The organism is Sporosarcina luteola (assembly GCF_023715535.1).
Classification (GTDB): Bacteria; Bacillota; Bacilli; order Bacillales_A; family Planococcaceae; genus Sporosarcina; species Sporosarcina luteola_B.
In genome coordinates this window covers 141,537-166,592 of the sequence record NZ_JAMBOI010000003.1, presented here as the reverse complement: position 1 = coordinate 166,592, position 25,056 = coordinate 141,537, and the positions used below count along the sequence as shown (strand labels likewise).

The 25,056-nt window shown below is 45.9% G+C and carries 25 protein-coding genes and 5 tRNA genes; 18 read left to right on the top strand and 12 right to left on the bottom strand.

From position 1 onward, the window contains the following. Positions 1-14 precede the first annotated feature (14 nt). Positions 15-1,073, top strand: a complete 1,059-nt coding sequence (locus M3191_RS07870) for an Mrp/NBP35 family ATP-binding protein (RefSeq protein WP_251699670.1) — start codon at positions 15-17, stop codon at positions 1,071-1,073. A gap of 110 nt (positions 1,074-1,183) precedes the next feature. On the opposite strand, the gene gerD is transcribed toward M3191_RS07870, so the two are convergent. Continuing rightward, positions 1,184-1,807, bottom strand: coding sequence for a spore germination lipoprotein GerD (gene gerD, locus M3191_RS07865; RefSeq protein WP_353056515.1), 624 nt, complete (start codon positions 1,805-1,807; stop codon positions 1,184-1,186). A gap of 142 nt (positions 1,808-1,949) precedes the next feature. Between gerD and M3191_RS07860 the strand changes: the two genes are divergently transcribed. Continuing rightward, entirely contained in the window at positions 1,950-2,627 is a 678-nt protein-coding gene (locus tag M3191_RS07860; RefSeq protein ID WP_251699668.1) for a KinB-signaling pathway activation protein, read from the top strand. Positions 2,628-2,809: 182 nt separating this feature from the next. Here M3191_RS07860 and M3191_RS07855 read toward each other — a convergent pair whose 3' ends face one another. Continuing rightward, complete coding sequence (locus M3191_RS07855) at positions 2,810-3,475, bottom strand: hypothetical protein (RefSeq protein WP_251699666.1); 666 nt, start codon at positions 3,473-3,475, stop codon at positions 2,810-2,812. Between the two features lie 171 nt (positions 3,476-3,646). On the opposite strand from M3191_RS07855, the gene M3191_RS07850 reads away from it, so the two are divergent. The 11 genes from M3191_RS07850 (at position 3,647) to glmM (ending at position 10,851) form a co-directional block, all read left to right on the top strand. Further along, positions 3,647-3,721 (top strand) — tRNA-Asn (locus tag M3191_RS07850). A 7-nt stretch (positions 3,722-3,728) separates the two neighbouring features. After that, positions 3,729-3,804, top strand: a tRNA-Thr gene (locus M3191_RS07845). 157 nt (positions 3,805-3,961) lie between these two features. Beyond that, positions 3,962-4,036: transfer RNA gene (locus M3191_RS07840), tRNA-Glu, on the top strand. A 134-nt stretch (positions 4,037-4,170) separates the two neighbouring features. Next, a tRNA-Tyr gene (locus tag M3191_RS07835) sits at positions 4,171-4,255 on the top strand. A 42-nt stretch (positions 4,256-4,297) separates the two neighbouring features. Continuing rightward, positions 4,298-4,372: transfer RNA gene (locus tag M3191_RS07830), tRNA-Gln, on the top strand. Between the two features lie 428 nt (positions 4,373-4,800). Then, positions 4,801-5,706 carry an arginase gene (rocF, locus tag M3191_RS07825; RefSeq protein WP_251699664.1) on the top strand — a complete coding sequence of 302 codons (906 nt, stop codon included), beginning with the start codon at positions 4,801-4,803 and terminating at the stop codon, positions 5,704-5,706. Positions 5,707-5,911: 205 nt separating this feature from the next. Beyond that, on the top strand, positions 5,912-6,475 hold the full coding sequence (gene sigW / locus M3191_RS07820; RefSeq protein ID WP_251695491.1) for an RNA polymerase sigma factor SigW: 564 nt from the start codon (positions 5,912-5,914) through the stop codon (positions 6,473-6,475). A 13-nt stretch (positions 6,476-6,488) separates the two neighbouring features. Next, on the top strand, positions 6,489-7,121 hold the full coding sequence (locus M3191_RS07815; RefSeq protein ID WP_251699662.1) for a zf-HC2 domain-containing protein: 633 nt from the start codon (positions 6,489-6,491) through the stop codon (positions 7,119-7,121). 216 nt (positions 7,122-7,337) lie between these two features. Continuing rightward, the gene (gene cdaA / locus M3191_RS07810) at positions 7,338-8,174 is read left to right on the top strand and encodes a diadenylate cyclase CdaA (protein ID WP_285853264.1); all 837 of its coding nucleotides are present in this window, start codon (positions 7,338-7,340) and stop codon (positions 8,172-8,174) included. Beyond that, entirely contained in the window at positions 8,167-9,453 is a 1,287-nt protein-coding gene (locus M3191_RS07805; protein ID WP_251699660.1) for a CdaR family protein, read from the top strand. The genes cdaA and M3191_RS07805 overlap by 8 nt, the downstream gene beginning before the upstream one ends. A 39-nt stretch (positions 9,454-9,492) precedes the next feature. After that, complete coding sequence (glmM, locus tag M3191_RS07800; RefSeq protein WP_251699658.1) at positions 9,493-10,851, top strand: phosphoglucosamine mutase; 1,359 nt, start codon at positions 9,493-9,495, stop codon at positions 10,849-10,851. Positions 10,852-11,002: 151 nt separating this feature from the next. Here the strand turns inward: glmM and pstA are convergent, their stop codons facing one another. The 5 genes from pstA to M3191_RS07775 all read right to left on the bottom strand — a co-directional run bounded on the left by pstA (position 11,003) and on the right by M3191_RS07775 (position 15,607). Beyond that, entirely contained in the window at positions 11,003-11,887 is an 885-nt protein-coding gene (gene pstA / locus M3191_RS07795) for a phosphate ABC transporter permease PstA (protein ID WP_251699656.1), read from the bottom strand. Position 11,888: 1 nt separating this feature from the next. Next, positions 11,889-12,842 (bottom strand): phosphate ABC transporter permease subunit PstC, encoded by a 954-nt coding sequence (gene pstC / locus M3191_RS07790; RefSeq protein WP_251699654.1) that lies wholly within the window; start codon positions 12,840-12,842, stop codon positions 11,889-11,891. A gap of 71 nt (positions 12,843-12,913) precedes the next feature. Beyond that, on the bottom strand, positions 12,914-13,885 hold the full coding sequence (locus M3191_RS07785; RefSeq protein ID WP_251699652.1) for a PstS family phosphate ABC transporter substrate-binding protein: 972 nt from the start codon (positions 13,883-13,885) through the stop codon (positions 12,914-12,916). A gap of 168 nt (positions 13,886-14,053) precedes the next feature. After that, a complete protein-coding gene (pstB, locus tag M3191_RS07780) occupies positions 14,054-14,872 on the bottom strand; it encodes a phosphate ABC transporter ATP-binding protein PstB (RefSeq protein ID WP_251699650.1) in 819 nt (272 codons plus the stop codon). 294 nt (positions 14,873-15,166) lie between these two features. Further along, positions 15,167-15,607, bottom strand: coding sequence for a YtoQ family protein (locus M3191_RS07775; protein WP_060205541.1), 441 nt, complete (start codon positions 15,605-15,607; stop codon positions 15,167-15,169). Between the two features lie 107 nt (positions 15,608-15,714). Between M3191_RS07775 and M3191_RS07770 the strand changes: the two genes are divergently transcribed. Then, positions 15,715-17,283 (top strand): amidohydrolase, encoded by a 1,569-nt coding sequence (locus M3191_RS07770; protein ID WP_251699648.1) that lies wholly within the window; start codon positions 15,715-15,717, stop codon positions 17,281-17,283. An 82-nt stretch (positions 17,284-17,365) separates the two neighbouring features. Next, positions 17,366-18,019 (top strand): HAD family hydrolase, encoded by a 654-nt coding sequence (locus M3191_RS07765; RefSeq protein ID WP_251699646.1) that lies wholly within the window; start codon positions 17,366-17,368, stop codon positions 18,017-18,019. Positions 18,020-18,188: 169 nt separating this feature from the next. On the opposite strand, the gene lepB is transcribed toward M3191_RS07765, so the two are convergent. The 4 genes from lepB to M3191_RS07745 form a co-directional block, all read right to left on the bottom strand. Next, positions 18,189-19,343, bottom strand: a complete 1,155-nt coding sequence (gene lepB / locus M3191_RS07760) for a signal peptidase I (RefSeq protein WP_251699644.1) — start codon at positions 19,341-19,343, stop codon at positions 18,189-18,191. After that, the gene (locus M3191_RS07755; protein ID WP_251699642.1) at positions 19,324-19,836 is read right to left on the bottom strand and encodes an RNA polymerase sigma factor; all 513 of its coding nucleotides are present in this window, start codon (positions 19,834-19,836) and stop codon (positions 19,324-19,326) included. The genes lepB and M3191_RS07755 overlap by 20 nt, the downstream gene beginning before the upstream one ends. Before the next feature lie 150 nt (positions 19,837-19,986). Then, on the bottom strand, positions 19,987-21,576 hold the full coding sequence (locus M3191_RS07750) for a DUF4179 domain-containing protein (RefSeq protein WP_251699640.1): 1,590 nt from the start codon (positions 21,574-21,576) through the stop codon (positions 19,987-19,989). Then, the gene (locus M3191_RS07745) at positions 21,554-22,120 is read right to left on the bottom strand and encodes an RNA polymerase sigma factor (RefSeq protein ID WP_251699638.1); all 567 of its coding nucleotides are present in this window, start codon (positions 22,118-22,120) and stop codon (positions 21,554-21,556) included. Before M3191_RS07745 ends, M3191_RS07750 begins: the two co-directional genes overlap by 23 nt. A gap of 119 nt (positions 22,121-22,239) precedes the next feature. Here M3191_RS07745 and M3191_RS07740 point away from each other — a divergent pair, with 119 nt between their 5' ends. Genes M3191_RS07740 through M3191_RS07730 form a run of 3 tightly spaced genes read left to right on the top strand, consistent with a single transcriptional unit; the run spans position 22,240 to position 23,231 of the window. After that, positions 22,240-22,389 carry a hypothetical protein gene (locus tag M3191_RS07740; RefSeq protein ID WP_251699636.1) on the top strand — a complete coding sequence of 50 codons (150 nt, stop codon included), beginning with the start codon at positions 22,240-22,242 and terminating at the stop codon, positions 22,387-22,389. 39 nt (positions 22,390-22,428) lie between these two features. Continuing rightward, positions 22,429-23,037, top strand: a complete 609-nt coding sequence (locus tag M3191_RS07735) for a class I SAM-dependent methyltransferase (RefSeq protein ID WP_251699634.1) — start codon at positions 22,429-22,431, stop codon at positions 23,035-23,037. Then, a complete protein-coding gene (locus M3191_RS07730; RefSeq protein WP_251699632.1) occupies positions 23,037-23,231 on the top strand; it encodes a YwbE family protein in 195 nt (64 codons plus the stop codon). Before M3191_RS07735 ends, M3191_RS07730 begins: the two co-directional genes overlap by 1 nt. A gap of 57 nt (positions 23,232-23,288) precedes the next feature. Here M3191_RS07730 and M3191_RS07725 read toward each other — a convergent pair whose 3' ends face one another. Further along, on the bottom strand, positions 23,289-24,935 hold the full coding sequence (locus M3191_RS07725; RefSeq protein ID WP_251699630.1) for a catalase: 1,647 nt from the start codon (positions 24,933-24,935) through the stop codon (positions 23,289-23,291). Positions 24,936-25,056 lie beyond the last annotated feature (121 nt).

Here is a 25,056-nt window from a genome sequence, read left to right as displayed (position 1 = left end):
AAGGGGTGGCCATATTGATAAACGAACAAATTATCCGTGATGTTGTAGGCGAGTTGAAGGATCCGTTTTTACATAAAACACTTGCGGAAACAGATGGAATTGTCAGCGTATCGGTTAAACCGGAGAAGAAGCATGTCAGTGTAAAATTGGCCATCGCTAAAGTCAACACGGCGGAGCAAATGAACTTGCAGACGAAAGTGGTTGAAGTGATAAAGGCGGCCGGGGCGGATTCAGTCGGAATCCGATTTGAAGAACTTCCGCCCGAAACGCTTGAAAAGTTCCGTGGCACTGCGACGGAGGCGGAAGCACAGGACCTGCTGTCTCCGCTGAATGATATTGAATTCATTTCGATTGCATCCGGGAAAGGCGGAGTCGGTAAGTCAACCGTTTCCGTGAACTTGGCGGTTGCGCTCGCTCGTCTCGGGAAAAAGGTCGGATTGATCGATGCGGATATTTACGGATTCAGTGTGCCGGATATGATGGGCATTACCGAGTTGCCGGTAATCCGTGAAAATCGGATCATTCCGGTGGAGCGTTTTGGCGTGAAAGTGATTTCCATGGGGTTCTTTGTCGAGGATAACGCTCCGGTCGTATGGCGCGGCCCGATGCTTGGGAAAGTGCTGGATCAGTTCTTCCGCGATGTGGATTGGGGTCCTCTTGATTACCTCATCCTGGATTTGCCGCCTGGAACAGGTGACGTTGCGCTTGATGTCCATCAAATGATTCCTTCCTCGAAAGAAATCGTTGTGACTACGCCGCATCCGACTGCTGCATTCGTAGCAGCACGTGCAGGGGCAATGGCGCTCCAAACAGATCATACGTTGTTGGGCGTCATCGAAAACATGGCATGGTTTGAATCGAAGTTGTCTAACGAAAAGGAATATGTATTCGGACAAGGGGGAGGCACGCGGTTGGCGGAGGAATTACGCACCGAGCTTCTAGGCCAAATCCCGCTTGGACAGCCCGATTGGAATGAAACAGATTTCGCGCCATCCGTTTATGCCGAGCATCATCCGATCGGTCAAACGTACACAGAAATTGCAAAGGCAGTTATCGACAAAGCGAATAAATAAAGTAAAACGAACAATCATTGGGGCTCAGTTCACCCCCACTGACTGTTCGTTTTTTTAATCCGGCGTGGAGGTTTTTAACATGTACTGTTGGGTTAAAGCGGGAGATGACGTTATTTGCCGCCGCCCCCGCCACTTTCGCCGCCCCCAGCACCGCCCCCGCCTCCGCCACCTGATTCACCGCCGCCCCCGCCGCCCTTCTCGGTTGGCGCTACTTCACCAGCTTTAAGAATCAGCTCCTGCCATTTTGCTTTGAGTAATGGGCTATTAATCGTTTCCTCAATGGATTTCTCCATCTGTTTTTTCATATCTGCAGATTGCAATATAGTTTCCATCTGCTTTTGCATATCTGGTTGACCGAAAAACTCCACCATTTCCTTTTGAAATGAAGAGTCGTTAATTAACTTCGACATGATATCCTGCTGCTGATCTTTCATGCTTTTTGCAATTTTTTCGGTGAATTTCGGGTCTTCGAATGCTTGCTTCCAAAATTCCTCACCTTTTTTCGACAATAACGTATCCTCGATAGATTTCTTCACTTCCGGTTGCTCCAACACCATTAATTCCCTGAACTCGGGATCAGACAGCATTTTCCGGATAGCTTTTTTTCCATCATCCGTCTGCAAGGCATCCGTCATCATTTTCTTCATTTCATCGTAATTCGGCCCTTGCTGTTGCATGCTGCAGCCCGATAGGAGTAAGGCAAGTGCTAGTAAATGAACCCATTTTTTCATCATGAGATCAATTTCCCTTCCGATTGCATTTTCAATTATTGTTCACAATATGAAGAGGAATATGCATTAGGCATTCAAGGAAATAGATTTTTCGGCAAAACGTTGATACACTATTGAGAGCAATTTAAAATGGGGGAACAGTATCGTGACCATACGAAATTGGGTTAAATTCTTTTTTACTGCATTGATAATTGGAGGAGTTGTCACGGGCATCTTAGGGTTGATCGTCCGTTGGGAATTCTTTTCACAATATTTATCTGCCGGAGAATATACAGAGTTTCTTAGCGCTTTATTATGGATGATCTTTCTCGGGTTCACAATGAGTGTCGTTGCGCAAATGGGCTTTTTCGCCTATTTGACTGTGCATCAATTCGGTGTGAACTTATTTAAGACATTGACGTTATGGAACTGGGTACAGTTGCTGATCATCGCGGTTGTCATCTTTGACTTGGTGTTTTTCAGATTCAAATTGACGGCAGGGGAAACAGGGCGGACGGTTCTCTATTTAACATTGCTATTTTCCTTATTGGCAGTGTCCATCGTCACAGCGTATTTCAAAGCAAAATGGACAAAAAAGCACACACTTATTTCCGCATTGTTTTTCATGATTGTCATTACGACACTTGAATGGCTGCCGGCTTTGATGGTTCGGTCCGGCAATATTGATTCATGGGTGACGATTTTATTATTCCCGCTTCTCGCGGTAAATGCTTATCAGCTTCTTATGTTGCCGAAGTATAACCGTCAATCCGATGAGGACAAAGCGAGACTTGACGCACGTAAGCAAGCGCGTAAAACGGCAAAAACGGCAAAAGCGAAATGATGAAAAGCGCAGTTCCTCACTTGAATGGGGAACTGCGCTTTTGCTATCGTCTACAGAATAATAGCCTCAAAACACCTGCTCCCTTAGGGTCGCAGAAAACATTGCTCCCAACGCTGCGCTTGTGGTCGCAAAAGCCGTTCTTCGTGACGGCTTTGCCTCTAGGCAGGCGCCCTGCGCTTTTGCTATTTCGGCAATTTTTTTGTTTTGATGGACATATTGAATAGGACATCCTCCAATGATTTGTTCTGACGCGTTTCAGTTAGCTTTTTGAAGTCGGCTAACGTAATCCGTTCCTCACGGTAATGCGGCAACGAAATGATTTCCCCTTCGATGACCGGCGGCGGCTCTCCCGTATGCCAGCGGACTGATGAACCAAGGGCGTTCACTTCGGTGTCCCAAAGTGCGGTCCGTAATGAATAAGGGAACTGCTCATCGGACGTTCTGAACCATAACGGTTTGGTACCGAAAAGCTTCTCGTATTTCTCCAGCTCCTCAATCAGAAGAGGTGTATTCTGTTCATACTCCATCCCGGCATGTCCCAGTAAGCCGGTAGGGATGTTGCGTTTCTTGATCAATTGTACGATTTCAGGAAAGCGCCCGGCCCAATCCATGTCAAGAAGGAGCAATGGATAGGGAGCCTGTAATTCACGGATCAGCTGCTCCACTTCCTCGTCTCCAAATGAAATATTAATGGTCAATGCGGACCCCGACATTCCTCTGACGATGACTTCATTCGGCTCGTCCGTCAAGCGGAAAACAGATTTCAACGAATCCGATCCGGGCATGCTTGGGAAAAACAATGCGGCAGCACAGCATACGATAAGTAGAAGAATTAGTTTTGCTCTCAAGTTACATCCCCTTTGAAACGAAATCTATAGGGTACTTTATGATAAAGGCTTGACCGATATGATTGGAACATGCTAATATAAGAAAGTCGTTACGGGGTAATGAAATTAAAGTTGATTTTCCCCGGGCTTTCAGTTAAACTAAATAATGTCGTTGGAAAAATTAATTACGATTCCGCAGTAGCTCAGTGGTAGAGCAATCGGCTGTTAACCGATCGGTCGTAGGTTCGAGTCCTACCTGCGGAGCCATTTTTATGCTTCCATAGCTCAGTAGGTAGAGTGCTTCCATGGTAAGGAAGAGGTCACCGGTTCGAATCCGGTTGGAAGCTCCAGTTGAAACTTGAGAATTCTGTTTCAAACGCAAGACATTTTTTTTATGTCCGCCTGCTGACTTAGTACAAGGTTGTAAAAATAGGCTTGCATTATGACTATAAGTTTGTTACTATAGCATTTGTGCGATTCACTGAGAAATATTTATTATTATAGTATGGCCCCTTGGTCAAGCGGTTAAGACACCGCCCTTTCACGGCGGTAACACGGGTTCGAATCCCGTAGGGGTCACCATGTTTGTTTTCTTAAATGAAGATGCACAAAATATTACAAGCTCCCGTTAAAATTGGGAGAGGCAAGCAGGTCGCGGAAGCGATTGAACGAATGAAGCTGACAAAGAGATGCGCAGCTTATCACAAATTTAACCTGGTGGGGTAGCGAAGTGGCTAAACGCGGCGGACTGTAAATCCGCTCCCTCAGGGTTCGGCGGTTCGAATCCGTCCCCCACCACCATCTATACATACATCTGGGAAGCAGCTTATCACGATATATCATTGGGGTATAGCCAAGCGGTAAGGCAACGGACTTTGACTCCGTCATTCGTTGGTTCGAATCCAGCTACCCCAGCCAAACTTTTTTAGCGCTTCGCGATAAAAAAGTTTTGCGAGCAATGCCGTAAGGTAATTGCGAGCAAATCGGTTTTAATACCTAAAGCATTCCAAGTTCAATGGATTGCGAGCAAATCGGTTTAAATATTCAAGCACCATAAATAATTCGCTCATTAATCAACAATCCTACAATCCACATACAAACCACTCAAATCCATCCATCGATAGGATTTTTTTTATTGCCAAAAATCCCTCCCACCACTTTCAAAAAAAAGTTCATTCGGTTACCCGTCAAATACAGTTATATATATTTCTTCAACAGGCCTCTGCCTCCAGCTGATTGTGAACTCCTGTTTTTGAAATCTGTAGAAAATGAATAAATATCCAAAAACTTGTCGGGTTGAGCCATTCCATATGAGGAATTACAATATGGGGGGGGGGCTGACAACTATGAAAAGAATGAATATATCATTAATAGGGGTTCCGCTAGATTATGGACAAAGCCGTAGAGGCGTGGACATGGGACCGAGTGCAATCCGATATGCCGGCGTGGTAAACAGATTGGAAGCGATCGGGCATACGCTGAAGGATGAGGGAGATGTCCAAGTAAGCGCAGTTGAACGTAAAGATCAGGAAATTGCAAAGTTGAAAAACTTGGATGAAGTTGTCCAAGCGACTGGTGAACTTGCGAACCGTGTAGCTAAAGTCGTTGAGAAAGGGAACTTTCCTCTTGTGCTGGGAGGCGATCATAGTATTGCCATCGGTACAATTGCAGGACTAACATCGAAATATAAGAACTTAGGCGTCATCTGGTATGACGCACACGTTGACATGAATACGCCTGAAACGTCACCGTCAGGCAATATCCACGGGATGCCGCTTGCGGTCCTGATGGGGCGGGGCCATGAGAGGTTAGTGGATATTTATCAAGAAGGGCAGAAAGTGAAGCCCGAGAATATTGTCATCATCGGTGCACGTTCAGTTGATCCGGGAGAGCGTGACCTCATTAAAAATTTAGGAATCAAAGTGTTCACGATGCATGAAATTGATCGGGATGGCATGACTACGGTCATGAAAGAAGCAATTTCTTATTTGCAGGAAAAGAACATCGATGGGGTTCATCTATCATTGGATCTGGATGGCCTTGACCCACTCTACACACCTGGAGTCGGTACACCGGTGGCGGGCGGAATAAGCTATCGTGAAAGTCATCTCGCAATGGAAATGCTTGAGGATGCTGGCATAATTACATCCGCTGAATTCGTCGAGGTGAATCCAATACTCGATGAAAGAAACAAAACTGCGGATGTTGCAGTCGGATTGATGGGATCTTTGTTAGGGGAAAAATTACTATGAGAATGGCCGCCTGGGTTTTCATCCAGGCGGTTTTACTAGCTTCACAGAGTTTTACCCGTAATTGATTTCTGTAAAAGAAATCCCTAAAAGAACGGAAAAATTTATCAATCTTTGGTAAAATAAAAAACATGGAGTAAAAATGAAACCAGTTGGACCCTTCAAACGTATAGAAGGAACAGCCGCATAGAGCGGAGGATGAAAGTCATTGGATGAATTGGTCAATAAAAGAATAAATCAAGTGATCAAAGGCGATCAAGATGCATTCGAGGAAATAGTCACCATGTTTCAACATCGGCTGTATCATGTTTGTTATCGAATGCTCGGCAATCCCCAAGAAGCGGAAGATATAGCCCAGGAAGCTTTTGTACGTGCTTATGTGAATATCCATACGTACGATCAGAAACGGAAGTTCTCCACTTGGTTATTTCGGATTGCAACAAATTTATGCATCGATAGGATCCGCAAAAAGAAGCCGGATTATTATCTTGATGCAACAGTGCCGGGAACGGACGGACTGAACATGTACTCGCAGATTGCAGCGGCCGGCGACTTGCCGGAGGAAGAAGTGGAGCGTATGGAAGCGCAGGAACGTGTCCAATATGAGATTGGACGGCTGCCGGAGAAATACCGCACTGTCATCATTTTGCGTTATATGGAAGAATTGCCGTTGCAGGACATCAGTGATATTTTAGAGTTACCACTTGGAACCGTGAAGACCCGGGTCCACCGGGGCCGGGAAGCATTACGGAAGCAGATGGGTACTATGTAGGAGGGAATAAAGTATGAATACGTGTCAGGAACCAGTGATTCATTTAATGCACGCGTATTTAGACGGAGACATTAGCCGTGAAGAAGAGCAGGTGCTGCAAAAGCATTTACTTGAATGTGAACTTTGCAGGGAAATGATGGATGAACTGAAAATGTCGGCTTTATTTCTGAAGGATACAGCTCCAATTCAAGCACCGGAAGGATTTGTCTCGGGCGTTATGGCACGTCTCCCAAAAGAAAAATCGCAAGCTGGCTTTCAGCGCCTATTACGTAGACACCCGCTCGTGGCTGCGGCTGCACTATTTTTACTATTAATGAGCGCGACGCTCTTTTCAAGCTATAGCAACAATCAACAGTTCTCCTTCACGAAACAGCCGAATCTCATCGTCGATGGGGAAACGGTAGTCGTTCCCGCCGGGGAAGTCGTGAAAGGCGATATCGTCGTCAAAAATGGAAATCTCCGGATCGAAGGGGAAGTGAACGGTAATGTGACGGTAATCCGCGGCTCCAAATATATGGCTTCGACAGCAGTCGTTACAGGGAAAAGTGAAGAAATTGATCAAGCCTTCGACTGGCTATGGTATAAAATCAAGTCTACCGTCAAGGATATTTTCCCATCTTCGGATGGCGAGAAACAGGGAGAATAGCAATCCGGCGACTGCCTTCCCGGCAACGGGTAGCGCGGTCGCTTTTCACATCGCGCAATTAATGCTGCCGCTCGCGGAAAACTTCCTTGAAAGGAAACAAAACATGGGCTAAAACGTTCCCATTAGTAACCAGTCCTAATTTGTTTTCAAGAGCATTGAAACTAGGCTGTATGATATACTGAAGTATAGAATTTGCGATGAAGGTGAGGGAAGCGCATGCCCGGTTGGGAAATGATAACAAACTCAAGTCCGGTTGAAATACTGAAAAATATAGTGGATGTGCTTCTCGTTTGGTTTGTTTTCTATAAATTGATCACCATCATAAAAGGCACGAAAGCTGTACAGCTGTTAAAAGGGATTTTCGTCATTTTATTCGCACGTATTTTCACTGAATATTTCGGACTTGATACACTGAAGTGGATGTTGGATCAAGTGCTGATGTTCGGTTTCCTTGCTATTATTATCCTTTTCCAACCCGAAATACGCCGCGCCTTGGAGCAGCTTGGCAGAGGCCGCTTATTTGCAAGGTCGCAATTGCAGGAAGAAGAGGAACGCGACCGCATGATTGAAGCGTTTACCAAGTCGGTGAGCTATATGGCGAAGCGGCGGATCGGAGCACTTATTTCGATTGAACGGGAGACCGGTCTAAGTGAATATATTGAAACCGGAACGCCGTTGAACTCGGATGTCACTTCTGAATTACTCATCAATATATTCATCCCGAATACGCCGTTGCATGACGGGGCCGTCATTTTGCAAAAGAATCGTATTGCGGCTGCGGGCTGCTATTTGCCGCTCTCGGAAAATCCTTTCATTTCAAAGGAGCTCGGAACCCGACACAGGGCGGCACTTGGCATCAGTGAAGTGACCGATGCCATCACGGTTATTGTATCCGAGGAGACGGGTGCCGTCAGCATCACAACTAACGGTGACATCAACCGGAATCTTTCAATGGAGGAATTTGAAAAACAGCTGCGGCAAGTATGGTTTGGGGCAGAAACCGAAATGTCTTCTACTCCATTCTGGAAATGGGGGAAACAAAAAAATGGTTGATAAGTTAATGGATCGCCCATGGTTTCTCCGTTTTACAGCATTGGCGCTCGCCATCATTCTATTCTTTTCCGTCCAGTCGGAGAATGAAAAAAAGACGAGTTCCACAATCGGTGATTCACAGGGTATCCTTCACGATGTGCCTGTTGAAGTGCTAATTGATAATGAAAATTTCGTAGTAACCGGAGTCCCTAAGACGGTCAATATGGAAATCGACGGACCTTCAAGCCTCGTCCAGTCGGCAAAGCTGTTGAAGGATTTCACATTGAAGGTCGATTTGCGGAGCCTGTCGATGGGGAGACATACGGTCAAAATACAAGCTGAAAACCTATCGGATAAGCTGGATGTAAGATTGAATCCGGCGACTGTTGACGTTGTCATCGAAGAGAAAGTATCAAAAACGTTCCCAGTTGAGCCTGAATTTAATGAGCGGCTGCTTGCGGAAGGTTATAATGCTGTGAAAAAGGAAGTCGAGCCTTCCACCATTCAAGTGACTGGTGCGAAAAGCGTCGTGGAAGCAATCAGCTTTGTGAAGGTTTCGGCAACCGGAGATTCTGGCATCAATAAATCATTTGAACAGAAAGCACGTGTTCGGGTGCTCGACCGAGACCTGAATAAATTGGATGTGACGATTGAACCCGAAGAAGTGACGGTAAAAGTGGAAGTGAAAGAAAATAGTAAAGTGGTTCCGGTCGTCCTCAACCAAAGAGGCGTTCCCGGTGAGAACATCGTCATCGACTCGGTTTTCACAGATACGAAGATGGTGACGCTCTTCGGTCCGCAGAAGACGCTTGAAACCATTGATGCGCTTCGTGTGGATGTCGATGTTTCGAAGGTAAAGGAATCAGGAACCTTAGAATTGAACCTACCAAAGCCGACGGGGGTTTCCAAGCTTTCAGAGGATAAAGTCAAAGTGAACATTAGCGTGACGGTTATGGATGGCGAGGGTCCGCCGCCTGATGATGTATCGATGGAACCAACAACTGATGTGGAGAAGGACGTAACAAAGGAATTTAAAAACATCCCTGTCGTAGTGAAAGGCCTGGATGAGAAATATAGCAGTACCTTTTTGAAACCTGCAAACGGAGTTGTCGATGTGACGGTGACTGCCAAAGAGGAAGTCATTAAATCACTTGACAGTTCGGATTTTGCTATTAGCGTCGATGCTTCCGGGACGGATCAGGAAGGGGAGCATTCATATCCGCTTTCTGTAGTTGGTCCTGATAATATTGCATGGAAGCTTTCAGAGAATGAAGTGACATTGGAAATTAGGCTTGCATGATGGAGAAGCTGATTAAAGCATTGAAAGGGAGTATGGATTATGACAAAGTATTTTGGAACGGATGGCGTCCGTGGGATTGCGAATAAAGAATTAACGCCGGAGCTTGCTTTTAAACTCGGCAGGATTGGCGGATATGTGTTAACGAAAGATTCCCAGGAGACATCCCCATCCCAAGTGCTTGTTGGACGGGATACCCGTATATCCGGCCATATGCTGGAAAACGCTTTGATTGCAGGCCTGTTATCGATGGGAGTCGAAGTGATGAGGCTTGGAATCATCAGCACACCGGGTGTCGCTTATTTGACGCGTGTCATGAATGCCCAGGCGGGTGTCATGATTTCAGCGTCCCACAACCCATTTGGGGATAACGGGATTAAGTTTTTCGGTGCTGATGGTTTCAAATTGACAGATAAGCAGGAAGAAGAAATTGAATCCCTCTTACATGAAGAGACTGATCAGCTGCCTCGTCCGGTAGGTGCGGATGTTGGCACTGTGACGGATTACTTTGAAGGCGGCCATAAATATATCCAATACTTGAAGCAGACGGTCGATGAGGAATTCACAAACCTTCATGTTGTACTTGACTGTGCACATGGCGCGACTTCTTCACTAGCAACGCATGTCTTTGCCGACCTTGATGCGGACTTGACGACAATAGGGGCATCTCCGAACGGCTTGAACATTAATGAAGGAGTCGGATCGACACATCCTGAAGGCCTCAGCCAGCTCGTGGTCGATAAAGGCGCAGACATCGGACTAGCTTTTGACGGGGATGGAGACCGCCTCATTGCTGTTGACGAACTTGGCCGGGTCATTGATGGTGACCAGATCATGTTCATCATCGGCCGCCATCTCCAATCGAAAGGCCGCTTGAAGTCCGATACAATCGTTTCAACGATTATGAGCAATCTCGGCTTCTACAAAGCATTGGAGCGGCACGGCATGATGAGTGTTAAAACAGCCGTCGGTGACCGATACGTCGTCGAAGAGATGAGAAAAGGGAATTACAATCTCGGCGGGGAGCAATCCGGCCACATCATCTTCCTCGATTACAATACAACAGGGGACGGTCTGTTGACGGCCTTGCAACTTGTCAACATCATGAAGCGGACGGGTCGGAAGCTATCAGACCTTGCAAGCGAGATGACAATTTATCCGCAGGAACTTGTCAACGTCCGTGTGACGGATAAAAATAAAGTGACCGAAAATGCAAAAGTCGCTGCGGTTATCAAGGAAGTTGAGGAGGAAATGGCTGGCAACGGCAGAGTCCTCGTCCGTCCATCAGGAACGGAACCGCTCGTCCGCGTAATGGTCGAGTCACCGGACCACGATACATGCGAACGCTTCGTCAACCGTATTGCGGATGTGGTTCGTGAGGAAATGGGTATAGACGAATAATCAATGAGTTGGCTATTAAGGGTGAAAGGAAATCGCTACGATTTCCTTCATCCTTTTTTGTTTTGCGCTGTTAACAGGCGGTCATGATGCTGCTTCATGCGATCACGAACAAAAAAACGCATCCTCAATCGGATGCGATGGGAATGTCTATTTAGAATACACGTTGGAACTTATTCCGAATGATGATTGCTGTGGAGTTTAAAATGAACAGTGCTACTAGCAAAACGATAATTGTGGCGGCTGCCAGATTGGCATATTCCGCAACTAACGAAGCATCCAACGTCCAGTAATAGATCTGCATCGGCAATACTGTGAAGCGGTCCATGATGCTTCCAGGGAACGGGATAAGCAGTGCCGGAATTCCAATGACGACGAGAGGCGCAGTTTCTCCGATGGCGCGAGATAGGGAAAGAATCGCACCCGTCAAGATGCCCGGAAGTGCTGCCGGCAGGATGACACGCTGGATCGTTTGCCATTTCGTGGCGCCGAGCCCGTAAGATGCTTCACTTAAAAAGAAGGGGATGGAACGGATCGCTTCCTGGCTTGCAACGATAACAATCGGCAAAATTAATAACGACATCGTCAATCCGCCAGCAAGTACGATGTTTCCAAGGTCTAGCACCCGTACAAAAATAGTTAAACCGAGGATTCCGTACACGATGGAAGGGACGCCTGCCAAATTGGAAATATTCGTCTGAATGAAGCTGACCAGGCGACCTTTTTTCGCATACATCTCCAAGTAGATCGCCGTGCCGACGCCTACAAACATCGTAACGGGAGCAACGACAAGCATGAGCCAAAACGTTCCGAGAATCGCTCCCATGATGCCCGCGCGCTCAGGCTGCGTCGATAACTTACCGGTCAAGAAATTGAAGTTGACTGAACCGATGCCTTCCGTAACGACTTTGACGAGCAAAACTGCAAGAAAGAACAGCCCGAAAAATGCAGATAGCATGAAGATGGACTTCGAGAACCGGTTCAGGAATAAACGGCGCTTCGTCCGACGGATATGTTGTTTTTCATTCAGTTGTTTCATCTTAATATTCCTCCCTGAACTTTTTGGAAACAGCCCTTGCAATAAGGTTCATCACGAGTGTGAAAACGAAAAGGGTCATCGCGACTGCATACAAGCTGTAATAGACTGTCGATCCGGAAGCGGCGTCCCCGCCTGTCACTTCGACGATATAAGCGGTCATCGTCTGCATCGACTGTGTTAGATCAAAAGTAAAGTTTTTCGTGCTGCCGCTCGCAATCGTCACAATCATCGTTTCCCCGATGGCACGTGATATCCCGAGCACAAACGAAGCGATGATGCCCGATAGAGCTGCAGGAATAACAACTTTACGGGTCACTTCAAGCTTCGTTGCACCTAATCCGGAAGCCCCTTCACGCATCGAGTTTGGAACGGAACTCATTGCGTCTTCGGATAGGGAGGCGATCATCGGGATGATCATGACACCCATGACTAAGCCGGGGCTAAGAATATTCGTCGCTTGGAGACTTGGAATGAATTCACGTAATAGCGGTGTTACAAAAGTGAAGGCGAAAAACCCATAGACGATTGTCGGTACACCTGCCAGCAGCTCAAGCACCGGCTTGACGACTTTCCTCACTGTAGCGGGAGCATATTCGCTCAAGTAGATGGCGGCCATCAGCCCGATCGGCGCGGCTACTGCCATTGCAATCAAAGAGGAAGTGACGGTGCCCATCAATAATGGAAGCACCCCGAATTCAGGATTCTGACTCAGCGGCTTCAAGACGGTGCCCGTAAAGAAATCGAGGAACGGTACACGTTTGAAAAACTCCACTGTTTCAGATAACAATGTCCAAATGATGCCGACTGTCGTCAGGACTGACAATGAGGCGATTATGGCGAGGAAGCTGGGAATGAGCCGTTCAATCCTTCTTCTGATCGACTGACCGCGTTGGTTTTGGTCAATCATGTCCCGGATATTCACTTTATCTGCCTTTGGTATTTCGTGATTTATCATTAAAAGATACCCCTTCCACTAAGATGCAAGAGGATGAAGGCTTTAACAGCCCTCATCCTTCCATTCTGATATTACAGACCTTCTAGGAAGTTGACGTTTTCTTTCACTTCCGATTCCGGAATCGGTGCAAAGCCTGTTTCACCTGCGAATTTATTAATATTGTTCATGACGTACAGCGCAAAATCCTTAACTTGCGGCTTTTCTTTTGCGTGATTCACATTCAAGTATGTGAAGACCGGGCGAGTGAACTCCGCATAAGCGCCATCCTCAGCGATCGTATCTAACGCAGGCTCGACAGGACCGTTTCCGAAGTCGACTGCAACAGCATTCATCTTGTCTTTGTTATTCACATAGTAGCCGTATCCGAAGAACGCGATGCCGTTCTTGTCCTCGGAAACAAGGTTAACAAGTGTCGAGTATTCTTGCTGCAAGTTGACTGAGCTATCCATATCTTGCTTATCTAAAATGCTTTCGTAGAAAGACTCATATGTTCCATGGTTTTCATTTGGTCCCATAGCATTGATCTTTTCATCGGGCCAATCAGGGTTGATGTCGGACCAATTCTCGACAGTGCTATCGGCAAGGAAGATGCTGACGAGTTCTTCAGGCGTCATTTCAGCAGCCCAATCATTTTCTTTATTGATGACGAAAGTAAGGCCATCCAAGGCAACCTTCAATTCTTTCACTTCGATGCCGAGCTTGTCTGCTTCTGCTGCCTCTTCATCTTTGATTTGGCGGGAAGCATCATTGAAGTCTGTACCGTTTTCAACGAGGAACTTCTTGAACCCTGCACTTGTACCTGCGCGGCTCACTTCAACGGAAACGTTCTCTTGTTCGTTCACCATGTACTCCTCAGCAAGACGTGCCATAAGCGGATACACTGTTCCGGAACCGTCAATGGCGACACTGCCTTCCAGTTCTGCTCCTTGCGCGGATGCTTTGTTTTTGTCCGATTCCCCGGGATCGCCGTCCTTGCCACATGCCGCAAGAACAACTGCAAAAGCAGCGATAATCATGAATAAAAGATACTTGTTAAACTTCATTGATAAATCCTCCCCTAGGTTTATGTTCTAATGTAAGATGAAGGAATCTCCCTCACAACTACATCTTAATGGACTATTGTTAAGTGAGTATTGTTAAAGTGTAAAGGTATTGTAAATCCGTACTTAATTAATAAATAAAAACCCACTGCTAATGAGCGGGTTTTTGTATTAGCCGAATCGGCCATTAATATAGTCGTCTGTCAATGTATCTAAAGGATTGGTGAAGATTGTTGTCGTCCGATCTTCTTCGATTACTTCGCCATTTAGGAAGAAGGCAGTGCGATCGGAAATACGTGCGGCTTGTTGCATATTGTGTGTGACGATAGCAATGGTAACATCGTTTTTAATAGCACTGATCAATTCCTCGATTTTATGCGTTGATACTGGATCCAGGGCCGATGTCGGTTCGTCCATCAAAATCACTTCCGGATCGATGGCAAGGCAGCGGGCGATGCATAGCCGTTGCTGCTGTCCTCCGGAAAGGCTGTACGCGCTTTTATGGAGGCGGTCTTTCACTTCATCCCATAATGCAGCTTTTTTCAAGCTTTCTTCTACAATCATGTCGAGCATCGCTTTGTTGCGGATGCCGTGCACTCTTGGTCCGAATGCGACGTTTTCATAAATCGATTTTGGGAAGGGGTTCGGCTTTTGAAACACCATTCCGACTTTGGAACGAAGGATTTCAACAGGCATCGCCTTGCCGAGAATGTTATTCCCTTTAAAAGTGACATTGCCTGAGATGGAGACATCAGCTGCGGTTTCCACCATCCGGTTCAATGTTTTGAGGAAAGTCGATTTCCCGCATCCCGATGGACCGATGATTGCAGTCACTTCGCGTTCATTGATGGACAGATCGATGTTCTTCAGCGCATGCGACGTGCCATACCAGAGATTCAAGCTGTTTGTTTCATAGATCGGCTTATGCCAGCTTTCGTTTCGTACAACTGATAATGGTTTTTCTTTTATACGATCAAGAAGTAATGTCATTTGAAATCCTCCTAGTAGGTTTTGAGGCTTACGTTTAGTGTACGTGAGGATTATTGAGGGAGTATGAACGAAGTGTAAAGGTTTTGTAAAGGAGAAGTGATGCGTAAATGGGCTAAATTATGCTGAGTGGTGATAAACGTGCTCTGAGTGGTGATAAAGATCCTCTAAGCGGTGATAAAGTCAATGTAAGTGGTGATAACCTCACTCCAAGTGGTGATAAATTGGGATTAACAGCAAATATGTAATTTCGGCGTTCCAATATAAAAAGGCCATCCCGTCGGATAGCCTTTTCATTCATTCAAAAATATAATGCAATGCCTTCACGGCTTGGTCCACTGTCTCGACCGTAGCATGCGCTTTACGGGAAAGCTCCTTCAGCGGATGGTGATGCTGCTCGGAACGGATGAGGATGAGCGGCTTGCCGTATGCAACCGCGGCACTCGCGTCCATCGCCGTGTTCCATTGCTTGTACTGCTCGCCGAAAAGGGCGATGACTAGATCGGCTTTCTTCATTAGAAGTTCAGTCCGCAAGTTGTTGAAGCTGGAAGCGGCGGCATCCTTGAAAATTGCATCCGGCTGCTTGCCTAAAATCTCCTCCCCGATATTATCCGAGCGGTCGTGATCTTCCATTGGCCCAACGAAATCAATCGGCAAGTTCAACGCCGCGACTTTCCGTTTCACCTCTTCACGCCAAGATGTATGGATTTCCCCTGCAAGATATACTGTCAATCTCATAAATAATCCCTCCTATATATGATGCCCCCATTATAACATTCATCCGAATTAGATTGCCCAACGTTGCACGAAAGTTTAGAATTAAGGAAAGAAAAGGGGGAGACAGGATGAAAACGATTTGGCATAACGGCAAACTGTATACGATGGATAAGGAAGGGGAAACCGTCGAGGCGCTTCTCACGGAAAATGGTAAGATCATCGCGTTGGGTACCTATGACGAATTAAAGAGTGAAGCTGAGAATGAAATCGACCTAAAAGGGGCGGCGCTCTATCCAGGATTCATTGACAACCATATGCATATGATCGGGTATGGTCAGAAGCTGCTCAGTTTGGATTTATCAAAGGCGAAGTCCGCTGATGAAATGATGGATATGCTCTTGAATGCCTATCCAGATTTGAAAGAGGATGAGTGGTTCATTGGCGAAGGATGGAATGAAAACAATTTCGCGGATAAAAAGATTTTCACGCGCCACGAACTGGACAAGGTGACGAATTCTCCAATGTATTTGAAACGGACGTGCAGGCACGCGGCAATCCTCAATTCAAAAGCGTTGGAGCTCGCCGGCATTACGAAAGATACGCCAGATCCGGATGATGGCGTCATAGTACGGGATGAAAACGGGGAACCGACAGGAGTATTGAAGGAAGGCCCTATGGATCGCGTACTGCAACTCATTCCGCAGCCGACGGAGGAAATGTTGACGAAGGCGCTTGAGAAATCGGTCGATGATCTGCTGTCGTTAGGATTGACCGGTGCGGTAACGGACGACTTGGGCTATTACGGTGATTACCACAATCCATTACAGGCATTTAGGAATGTCATCGGCGAAAAGAAAAAGTTCCGTGCGCATCTGTTGCGCCGTTCGACGGTGTTTACGCAATTGATGGAGGATAATGCCGAATACAACGAACCGTGGATTGACCCAGGAGAAATGAAATTCTTTATCGACGGCTCGCTTGGCGGAAGCACAGCTTTGCTGAGTGAACCATATGCGAATGACCCGTCCACTTTCGGCACAGCTGTGTTGACCGATGAGGAAATCCACGAGCATGTAGCGACTGCTCGGAAATACGGCCAGGCCGTTGCAATGCATATGATTGGCGATGGAGCTGTTGAAAAGGGATTGGACGCAATCGAGCGCCATCCTGTGCCGGAAGGGAAGCGGGACCGTCTCATCCATGTGAATGTGCTGCGTGACGACTTGGTGGAGCGGATGAAGAAGCTTCCGATCGTTTTAGACATACAGCCAGTTTTCGTCTCATCCGACTTTCCATGGGTCATGGAGCGTCTTGGTGAGGATCGCCTTGACTGGGCATATGCATGGAAGCGATTAATCGACGAAGGGTTCATTTGCGGAGCGGGTTCGGATGCACCGATCGAAGAAGTCGATCCGTTGCTAGGCATCTATGCTGCGGTGACGAGGAGTAAACCGGGGGAGATGCATGAGGGGTACTTGCCGAAAGAAAAGCTAAGCATGTTTGAGGCAGTTAGTTTATTCACATCAGGCAGTGCGGCAACGATAGGGAAGGCGGATTCACGTGGGAAGCTCGGCGTCGGTTTCGATGCGGACTTTACGGTCTTGGATAAAGACTTGTTTGAGGTGAGTGAAGAGGAAATCCTAGATGCTGCTGTCGTTATGACGGTAGTTGCAGGAGATGTCATGTATCGGAACTGACAAAAATGTATTTGGAGGAAGATAACAGGATATTACTTGTCCGTTATCTTCTTTTCAGTATTGGGTAGATAGGAGATTGAATATGATACAGTCACTTATATTCGATATGGACGGAACACTTTTTCAAACAGATAGAATCTTGGAGTTAGCGCTCGATGATACGTTTGAACACTTACGATCAATTGATAAATGGAACGGCGCCACACCTATTAATAAATACCGTGAAATCATGGGGGTTCCTTTACCGAAAGTATGGGAAACATTGATGCCCACTCATTCTAATGAAGATAGAGAACTAACGGATGGATATTTTCTTGAAAGATTACTTGAAAATATAAGAAATGGAAACGGAGCTTTATACCCCGGTGTCAAGGAACTCTTCAGTTACTTGAAAGAAAACGGATGCTCAATCTACATAGCAAGCAATGGATTAATAGATTACCTCGAAGCCATAGTGAGCTATTATCGATTGGATCGATGGGTGACAGAGACATTTAGTATCGAGCAAATTGACTCTATGAACAAATTGCACTTAGTCCGGAGCATTGTACAAAAGTATGGCATTACAAACGGAGCGGTAGTAGGTGATCGATTATCGGATATAAACGCAGCGAAAGATAACGGCTTACTCGCTATTGGCTGCAACTTTGATTTTGCTAGGGAAGACGAACTTGCTCAGGCGGATGTCATAATTGACGGCTTACTTGAGTTGAAAAAGATCAAAAGTGAGAGTTAGGAGTGTTGACGAAAGATCTGGAATTTGAAGGCGAATGGATTGATTCGAATAATATGAAGTTGACGAGGCACAGCTGGTTGGGTAGAAAAGTTGGTTAATTAAAACAGAGCAGATAGGGCACTTCAGCCATTCTGCTCTGTATTTTTTATTCGTCTAATTAACTATCTTATTACTCCGCAGTCCCTGTAATGATGCCTTCAACCTCTCCAATCGGCAAAGGACCATACTCGCGGCTATCGTATCCACGCCACCATTGATCAACGAGAATGAACAGTGTATTTTCCTTTACAGTTACGGCTGCCATGTTCATATTGAAGTATTCTCTTGTAGATTGTTCATCTACAATTACATTGCTCGGAACCGTTTTGAAGTACTCCTCCTCTCCAGCGCCGCGCCTTGTTGCTTTGCCATAAAATGTATCAAGTATCTTTCCGTCAATATACACCTGGCCGCCTTTAATCTCGACCGTTTCACCCGGTAATCCGACGACTCTTCCAATATACATTTCGGGAACTGCCGAATTCTTGGCAATGACGGAAGGTGGCATATGATAATAAACAGCTTGCCCCCGTTGCAACTCATCGAAATCAGTTGAAACGACAAGCTGCCCGTGCTCGTGGGATTCGAAATCATGATTTCCTCGATCCATTGAATCCAAGCCCCATTCAATTAAAAATGTATGTTCATTTTGTGTAGCGGTTTCCAAACGTTCAGGCGTTATAGCATCGGTGATTACTTCTAGTGTGTCCAGATATACCCTCGAGGAATATTCAATACCGTCTTCACCTACAAGGATTCGCGGTCCTTTCTTTTCCAAATTGTAAGTAAACCCCGTCTTGCCATCCACCTTAAGTTTGTAAGTGCCGTCACTCTGTGTAATCGTGTAATTCTCGTATGTCCCAGGGATTAACAGGGGCTCCTTAATTTTATAGCCACGCAAGTATGCTTCCTTATCCACTTTATCTGACATGAAACTTGAACCAAGGAAATCATCTTCAATCGTCAATGAAGTTCCATAGAATTTCAAAACGTATCTCGTAGGACTCGTTCGACTTGATTGTTCTAAAAGCATGCCATCCCATGAAGCAGTTACATTCGTTGTATCAGAACCACCAATGGTTACATATAATCCGACACCGACCGATAGCAGAACAATAAGTGAGATGAAGCTAGGAAGCAATGTATTTATACGAAACACTTTCTTAGGGCGGGCTGAAGCAAAGATACTCCGCCGTAGTTTCTCTTTCTGTACGGCGGAAGGTTTAAACGCTTGGCCAAGCTTTTCCAACTCTCGCGCTATCTCATCATCGGATAAGTGTTTCATTCGTAAAACCACCTTTCTCTAATTCTTCTTTGAACGCGACAAGCGCCCTCGACAAACTCATCTTCACTTTTCCTTCTGACCAATTAAGGATCGATGACGTATCTTTTGTTGAAAACTCTTGGATCTTCCGCAGTATGATCACTTGCCGGTAACTTGGCTTCAGCTGGTTAAGCGCTTCGTAAAATTGCCTTTGCTGTGAATTAAGAAGGACAGTTTCCTCCGATGACTGTTCGTGCTTGGCGCTGTGAGCATATAAATCAAAATAATACGTAATTGGATTCATCTTTCTGAAATAACTCATCGTCGTCGTATAGGCGATACGAAAAATCCATGTTTTGACGAGGGAGTCTCCTTTGAATTGATGTTCATTCCGAACTACCTTCATAAACGTTTCCTGGGACAAGTCCTCGGCTGTATGGGAATCTTTCACGAGCATGAGGATGTAACTGTAAACGGCATCATAATGTTCATCAAACCACGCTTCACTGGACAAATCGTTCACCTCGCTTAATATTAACTTAGACGCAATCTATGAAAATCGGTAACGGTTACATTGAACTAAATACTATACTACTAGTTCAAAAACAACAAAAAGCCACATTCACACTTTTGAATACGTGTGAATGTGGCCTCTATCTATTGCTTAGTTTTCACCAATCAACGGTACTCTCCATTGCTCTTCAACAGGATAATAGCTACTCATCGAAACAAGGTACAACGTCAATTCCTCCGGTACTTCTTCCAAACCCTCCAAATGCAATTCTAATGTCGCTCTATGGCGGCCGTTCTTATCTTTTAGATCCTGAATGGATGAGACGAATTTGGTAGGGTAGCTGTTCCCATTGCCATCAACGGCAATATAGTTGCCTAAGTCGGCATCAAGAGAGTCTGTGCCTCCCTCCATTTTGATGACGACATAATGATCTTTTCCAAACAAAGTTTTTTTCACGCTTTTAATTGTTAAGTGAGTCCCTTTATAGTCAAACGACACCGGATGTTCATTTATGTCTTTAGGTTTAAATGTAAGAGAAAAATCTGTAGGCTCTTTTTTATAGACGCCATCCAGTACAAAGGTAAGTTGGTCTTCGTTTTTCGGAACGAATGAATGGATCCATCCGGTGCCCCCCGGCGTACTCAGTTCTTTGCTCTCAACTTGCAGCATGCCAGGCGTCTTTGAATGAGTCGAGTGAGCTGCAGAATAAATCACTTTCCCTTCCGCATTTTCAATATGGTATTTAATTGCGGTACTTCTGCCGAATACAAGGTTATCCATGCTGCTTATTCCGAACTTCTCCTCGAACTTGTGTATTGCCTCTTCAGTCTCTAACCATTCTTCTTTTGTGAAAGCAGTCTCGAAATACAATTCCATGGAAGAAGGAGCGAAGTGCAGTTGCTTCAAATCAATTTCCACGCCGTGATGGACGGCAGTTGCATCTTTCAAGTCCGCCATTTTTGTCAGCTTGCGGTTTTCAAGTAAATCGACAGGGACGTCTAATTGCCAGTTGCCCTTTACGCCATTTAGTTCGACAAGATTGAACCGAATTGTCAGTCGTTCTAAGTTATCCTGACCGCGAATGGAGAATTGAATGAATCCATAACCGCTTTCTTGCCGCCAACCTGTGCCAAAGCCTAATCCATCAAGTACGTTTCCATTTTGATCAATGGCTGTGATGGAATTGTCAGATTGCGCCATTTTTAAATGCGTATCCAGCGTTTTGCCGTCTTTATTCAACACTTTATAAGAAAGCGACACCCTGGAAGAGTCTGCAATTACGTCTTCCACTTGTAACGTCAGCCCTTGGTCTTCGACTTCCAGATCAACCCTTTTCGTCAGCCCAGACTCCGCCGCAATTTGCAACCCTTTATCGACTTGGTTAGTCGAGAATAGACCGCCGATTAATTGTGCGAAGGCCGGGTTTACAGTTGCGCCGATACCAACAGCCAAAACGATGCCTGCAGCAGTTAAGGCGGCTTGTTTCCAAATCTTCGTCCGACGATGTTTTACCGGTTTTTCATAAGGCTCTAGCTGATCTAAGACAAGATCAGTAAAATTATCTGGCAAGGTCGGAGTTTGCAACGTTTCCTCAATGAAGCGCTGTTCCTCTTGAAAGGCATTCACAACTACTCCACAAGAAGTGCATGACTGTAAGTGCGTTTTTATTTCAGCTATCTCGTGTTCAGGTAGCAGCTGATCTACGAATTGTGAAAGTTTATCCGCCGTTGGACAGTTCATGAAAAAATCCTCCTTCTTGTTTTACGGTCTCCCTCATCTTTTTCTTTGCGCGATGCAGTTTATTGCGCACCGTTGATAGAGGGACGTCCATCAATTCACTAATTTCTTTATAACTAACTTCATTTATATAACGGAGAAGAATGATCAGTCGCTCATCTTCAGGCAATGTGGAAATCAGACGTTCCAACTGCCGGCTTTTCTCTTTTTTCAAGAACACAACTTCTGGATGCTCTCTATTAACCACTTTTGTTTCGTCGATTTCAACTTGAACGGTGGAGTACCGTTTTTTACGGAATTCATCCATGCAATGATTGATCGCCACCCGGTATAGCCAGCTGGAGAACGACCCGTCCGTATTGTATTTATCGAGGTTCCGATACACTTTGATAAATGCATCTTGAACGAGGTCCTGGGCATCCTGCGGGTTTTTCGTCATCCGCAGAATGGTCGCATATAATTGGTTTTTGTATTTGTTAATAATGTGTGCGTAGGATTGTTTGTCGCCTGCCAACACTTGCTGTATCCAAAGCTGCTCTTGTTCCATAGTGACCTCCTAACTGAAACGGACATGCGCATGTCGTTTGGTGTTTCATATAGTATAACGGGTTTACTCAGTGGAAAATTTCGTTTTTACCAAAACTTTCAACACAAGTCGGTGATAAAGTGGGGAAAGTCGGTGGTAAACACCGTAGAATCGGTGATAAAGTGCCGAGAATCGGTGGTAAACCCATGAGAATCGGTGATAAACCCGCTAAAGTCGGTGATAACCTATCTGCTCGGTGTACGGATGGCCATGCCGAGGACAGGTTGTGATAAACTTAGGGAAATTGTCATGAAAGGAACGGATAGCTAATGACAAATTTTTGGCATGAACGTTTTTCAACAGAAGAGTACATATACGGAAAAGAGCCGAATCAGTTTGTCGTGGAAGCTGCTCACGTGCTGCCAAAAGGAAAAGTGCTTTGCATTGCGGAAGGGGAGGGGCGCAATGCCGTCTACTTGGCATCCCTCGGATTTGATGTGACTGCATGGGACTATGCGCAGGCCGGGCTCGATAAGACGCAACAATTGGCGAATGAAAAAGGGGTTTCGGTGAAGACAGAGCTTCGCGATTTGGCAGAGGTTGTTTGGGAAGAGAAGCAGTGGGATGCAATCGTTCACATTTTTGGTCATTTCCCAGAGGATGTCATGGAAAAAACGATGACAGGCATTCAGAAGGCACTGAAAGTCGGCGGCTATTATGTCAGCGAATTGTATACGAAAGAGCAGCTCCGATATGGAACAGGCGGTCCGCGCGATTCGGTAATGCTAATGGATCCAGCAGACATCTTGCACAAGTTCGATGGATATTTCATCAAACATTTCCACGTCGGGGAAGTAAACCGTGAAGAAGGGCAGCTTCATACAGGGACGGCCCATGTCGTACAAAGCATTTTTCAAAAGAGAGAGGAAGAGAACTAATGGACGGACGTAATCGAAGTGATGTGAAGCCAGGAATGAAAGTCGCAGTCATCCTGAAAAAGGACCAGCGCACAGGTGTGAAAACGGAAGGGGTCGTCAAGGATTTATTGACAAACTCGAGCTTCCATCCGCATGGTATCAAAGTGCGGCTCGAGGATGGACAAGTCGGCAGGGTCAGCGATATCTTGGAATGAAACGAAATAAAGGGACGCAGCCTACTTCAGGCTCGTCCCTCTTTCATTTTAATTCACTTAATAAGGATCAGCTTCATGGCTTTTCTTCACAGCGTCATCTGCAGCTTCGTTCGCAGCTAATGTCCCTTGACCATATTTCGATAGACCTGATTCACGGCCTGGAATCTTATTGTCCGTTTTCGTTTCTTGGATTTCTTTCATTACCCTTTCTATACCTTCCTTCACGCGTCTGCCATAGTCTTCATCGGCTTGCGTGAAGTGATCGATCATGGCGTCTTGAATTCGTTTGTCGCAGATCGCCAGCGCTTCGGATAGGTTCTTAATCAATTCATCACGCTCCCAATCTTCAAAGCTGCGATATGTGTGGCCGGCTTGACCATAATTGTTCGGGCGATCGATTGGTGCACTCATTGCTGCCGCATTATAGATGGGTTGATGCGGTGTACGAATATCCTCGCTTTTTTCCTGATAGCCGCCGAGCATCGATGGTTCATAGTTGATATGCAGATCTCCAGACTCTTTCGCGTCATGGATAGCCATTTGACCGCGTTTCTGATTCGTCCGGACAGGAACCTTTGGTGCATTCACAGGCAATTTCAGATAGTTCGCACCTATACGATAGCGCTGCGTATCTGAGTATGAGAAAGTCCGGCCTTGCAGCATCTTATCGTCCGAGAAATCCATTCCGTCAACGAGAACCCCCGTACCAAAGGCTGCCTGTTCAATTTCTGCGTGGAAATCTTCTGGGTTTCGGTCAAGGACCATCTTACCTACCGGCAGCCATGGAAACTTCTCCTCCGGCCATAGTTTCGTATCGTCGAGTGGATCGAAATCGAGTTCAGGATGGTAATCATCCTCCATGATTTGAACGAATAGCTCCCATTCAGGATAATCTCCCCGCTCAATTGCCTCATATAAATCCTGTGTTGCATGGCCGACGTTTTTCGCTTGAATATCGTTAGCCTCTTCCTGAGTCAGGTTGCGGATCCCTTGCTTCGGCTCCCAGTGGTACTTCACCAACACAGCTTCGCCTTTTTCATTCACCCATTTGTAGGTGTTGACGCCAGAGCCCTGCATGTGGCGGTATGTAGCTGGAATGCCCCATGGGGAAAATAGGAACGTGATCATATGCGTCGCTTCAGGTGAACGGGAAACGAAATCGAACATCCGCTGAGGACTTGGCACATTCGACGCTGAATCAGCTTTAAACGCATGAATCATATCAGGGAATTTCATTGCATCGCGGATAAAGAAGATTTTCAGGTTGTTTCCGACTAAGTCCCAGTTGCCGTCTTCCGTGTACATTTTTACCGCAAAGCCCCTGGGGTCGCGTGCCGTTTCCGGCGAATCCTTCGCACCTGCCACTGTGGAGAAGCGAACCATTAGCGGTGTTCTCTTCCCGGTACCCGAGAATACTTTCGCACGCGTATACCTCTCAACTGGTTCGTCACCGACTGTACCGTATGATTCAAAATAGCCAAATGCTCCAGTTCCACGTGCATGTACCACTCGCTCCGGTATCTCTTCGCGGTCGAAATGGGAAATCTTTTCAATGAAATGATAATTCTCAAGCGTGGCTGGACCGCGATTGCCGATCGTACGGATATTTTGGTTATCCGCCACAGGATGACCTTGCCGCGTTGTCAACGTCTCCCGTTCCACGTCTTGGCTATTTGTAACATTCACATCTTTGTTCTTCGCCAAAAAGAAAACCTCCTCAAATCATTCTCCTTATCTTTTACCCTGTGTCGGAAAGTTTAGTCGGGTATATTTCAGTTCCTTTTTTATATTCGAAATAATGTATACTAAACAAAAGAAAGATTGC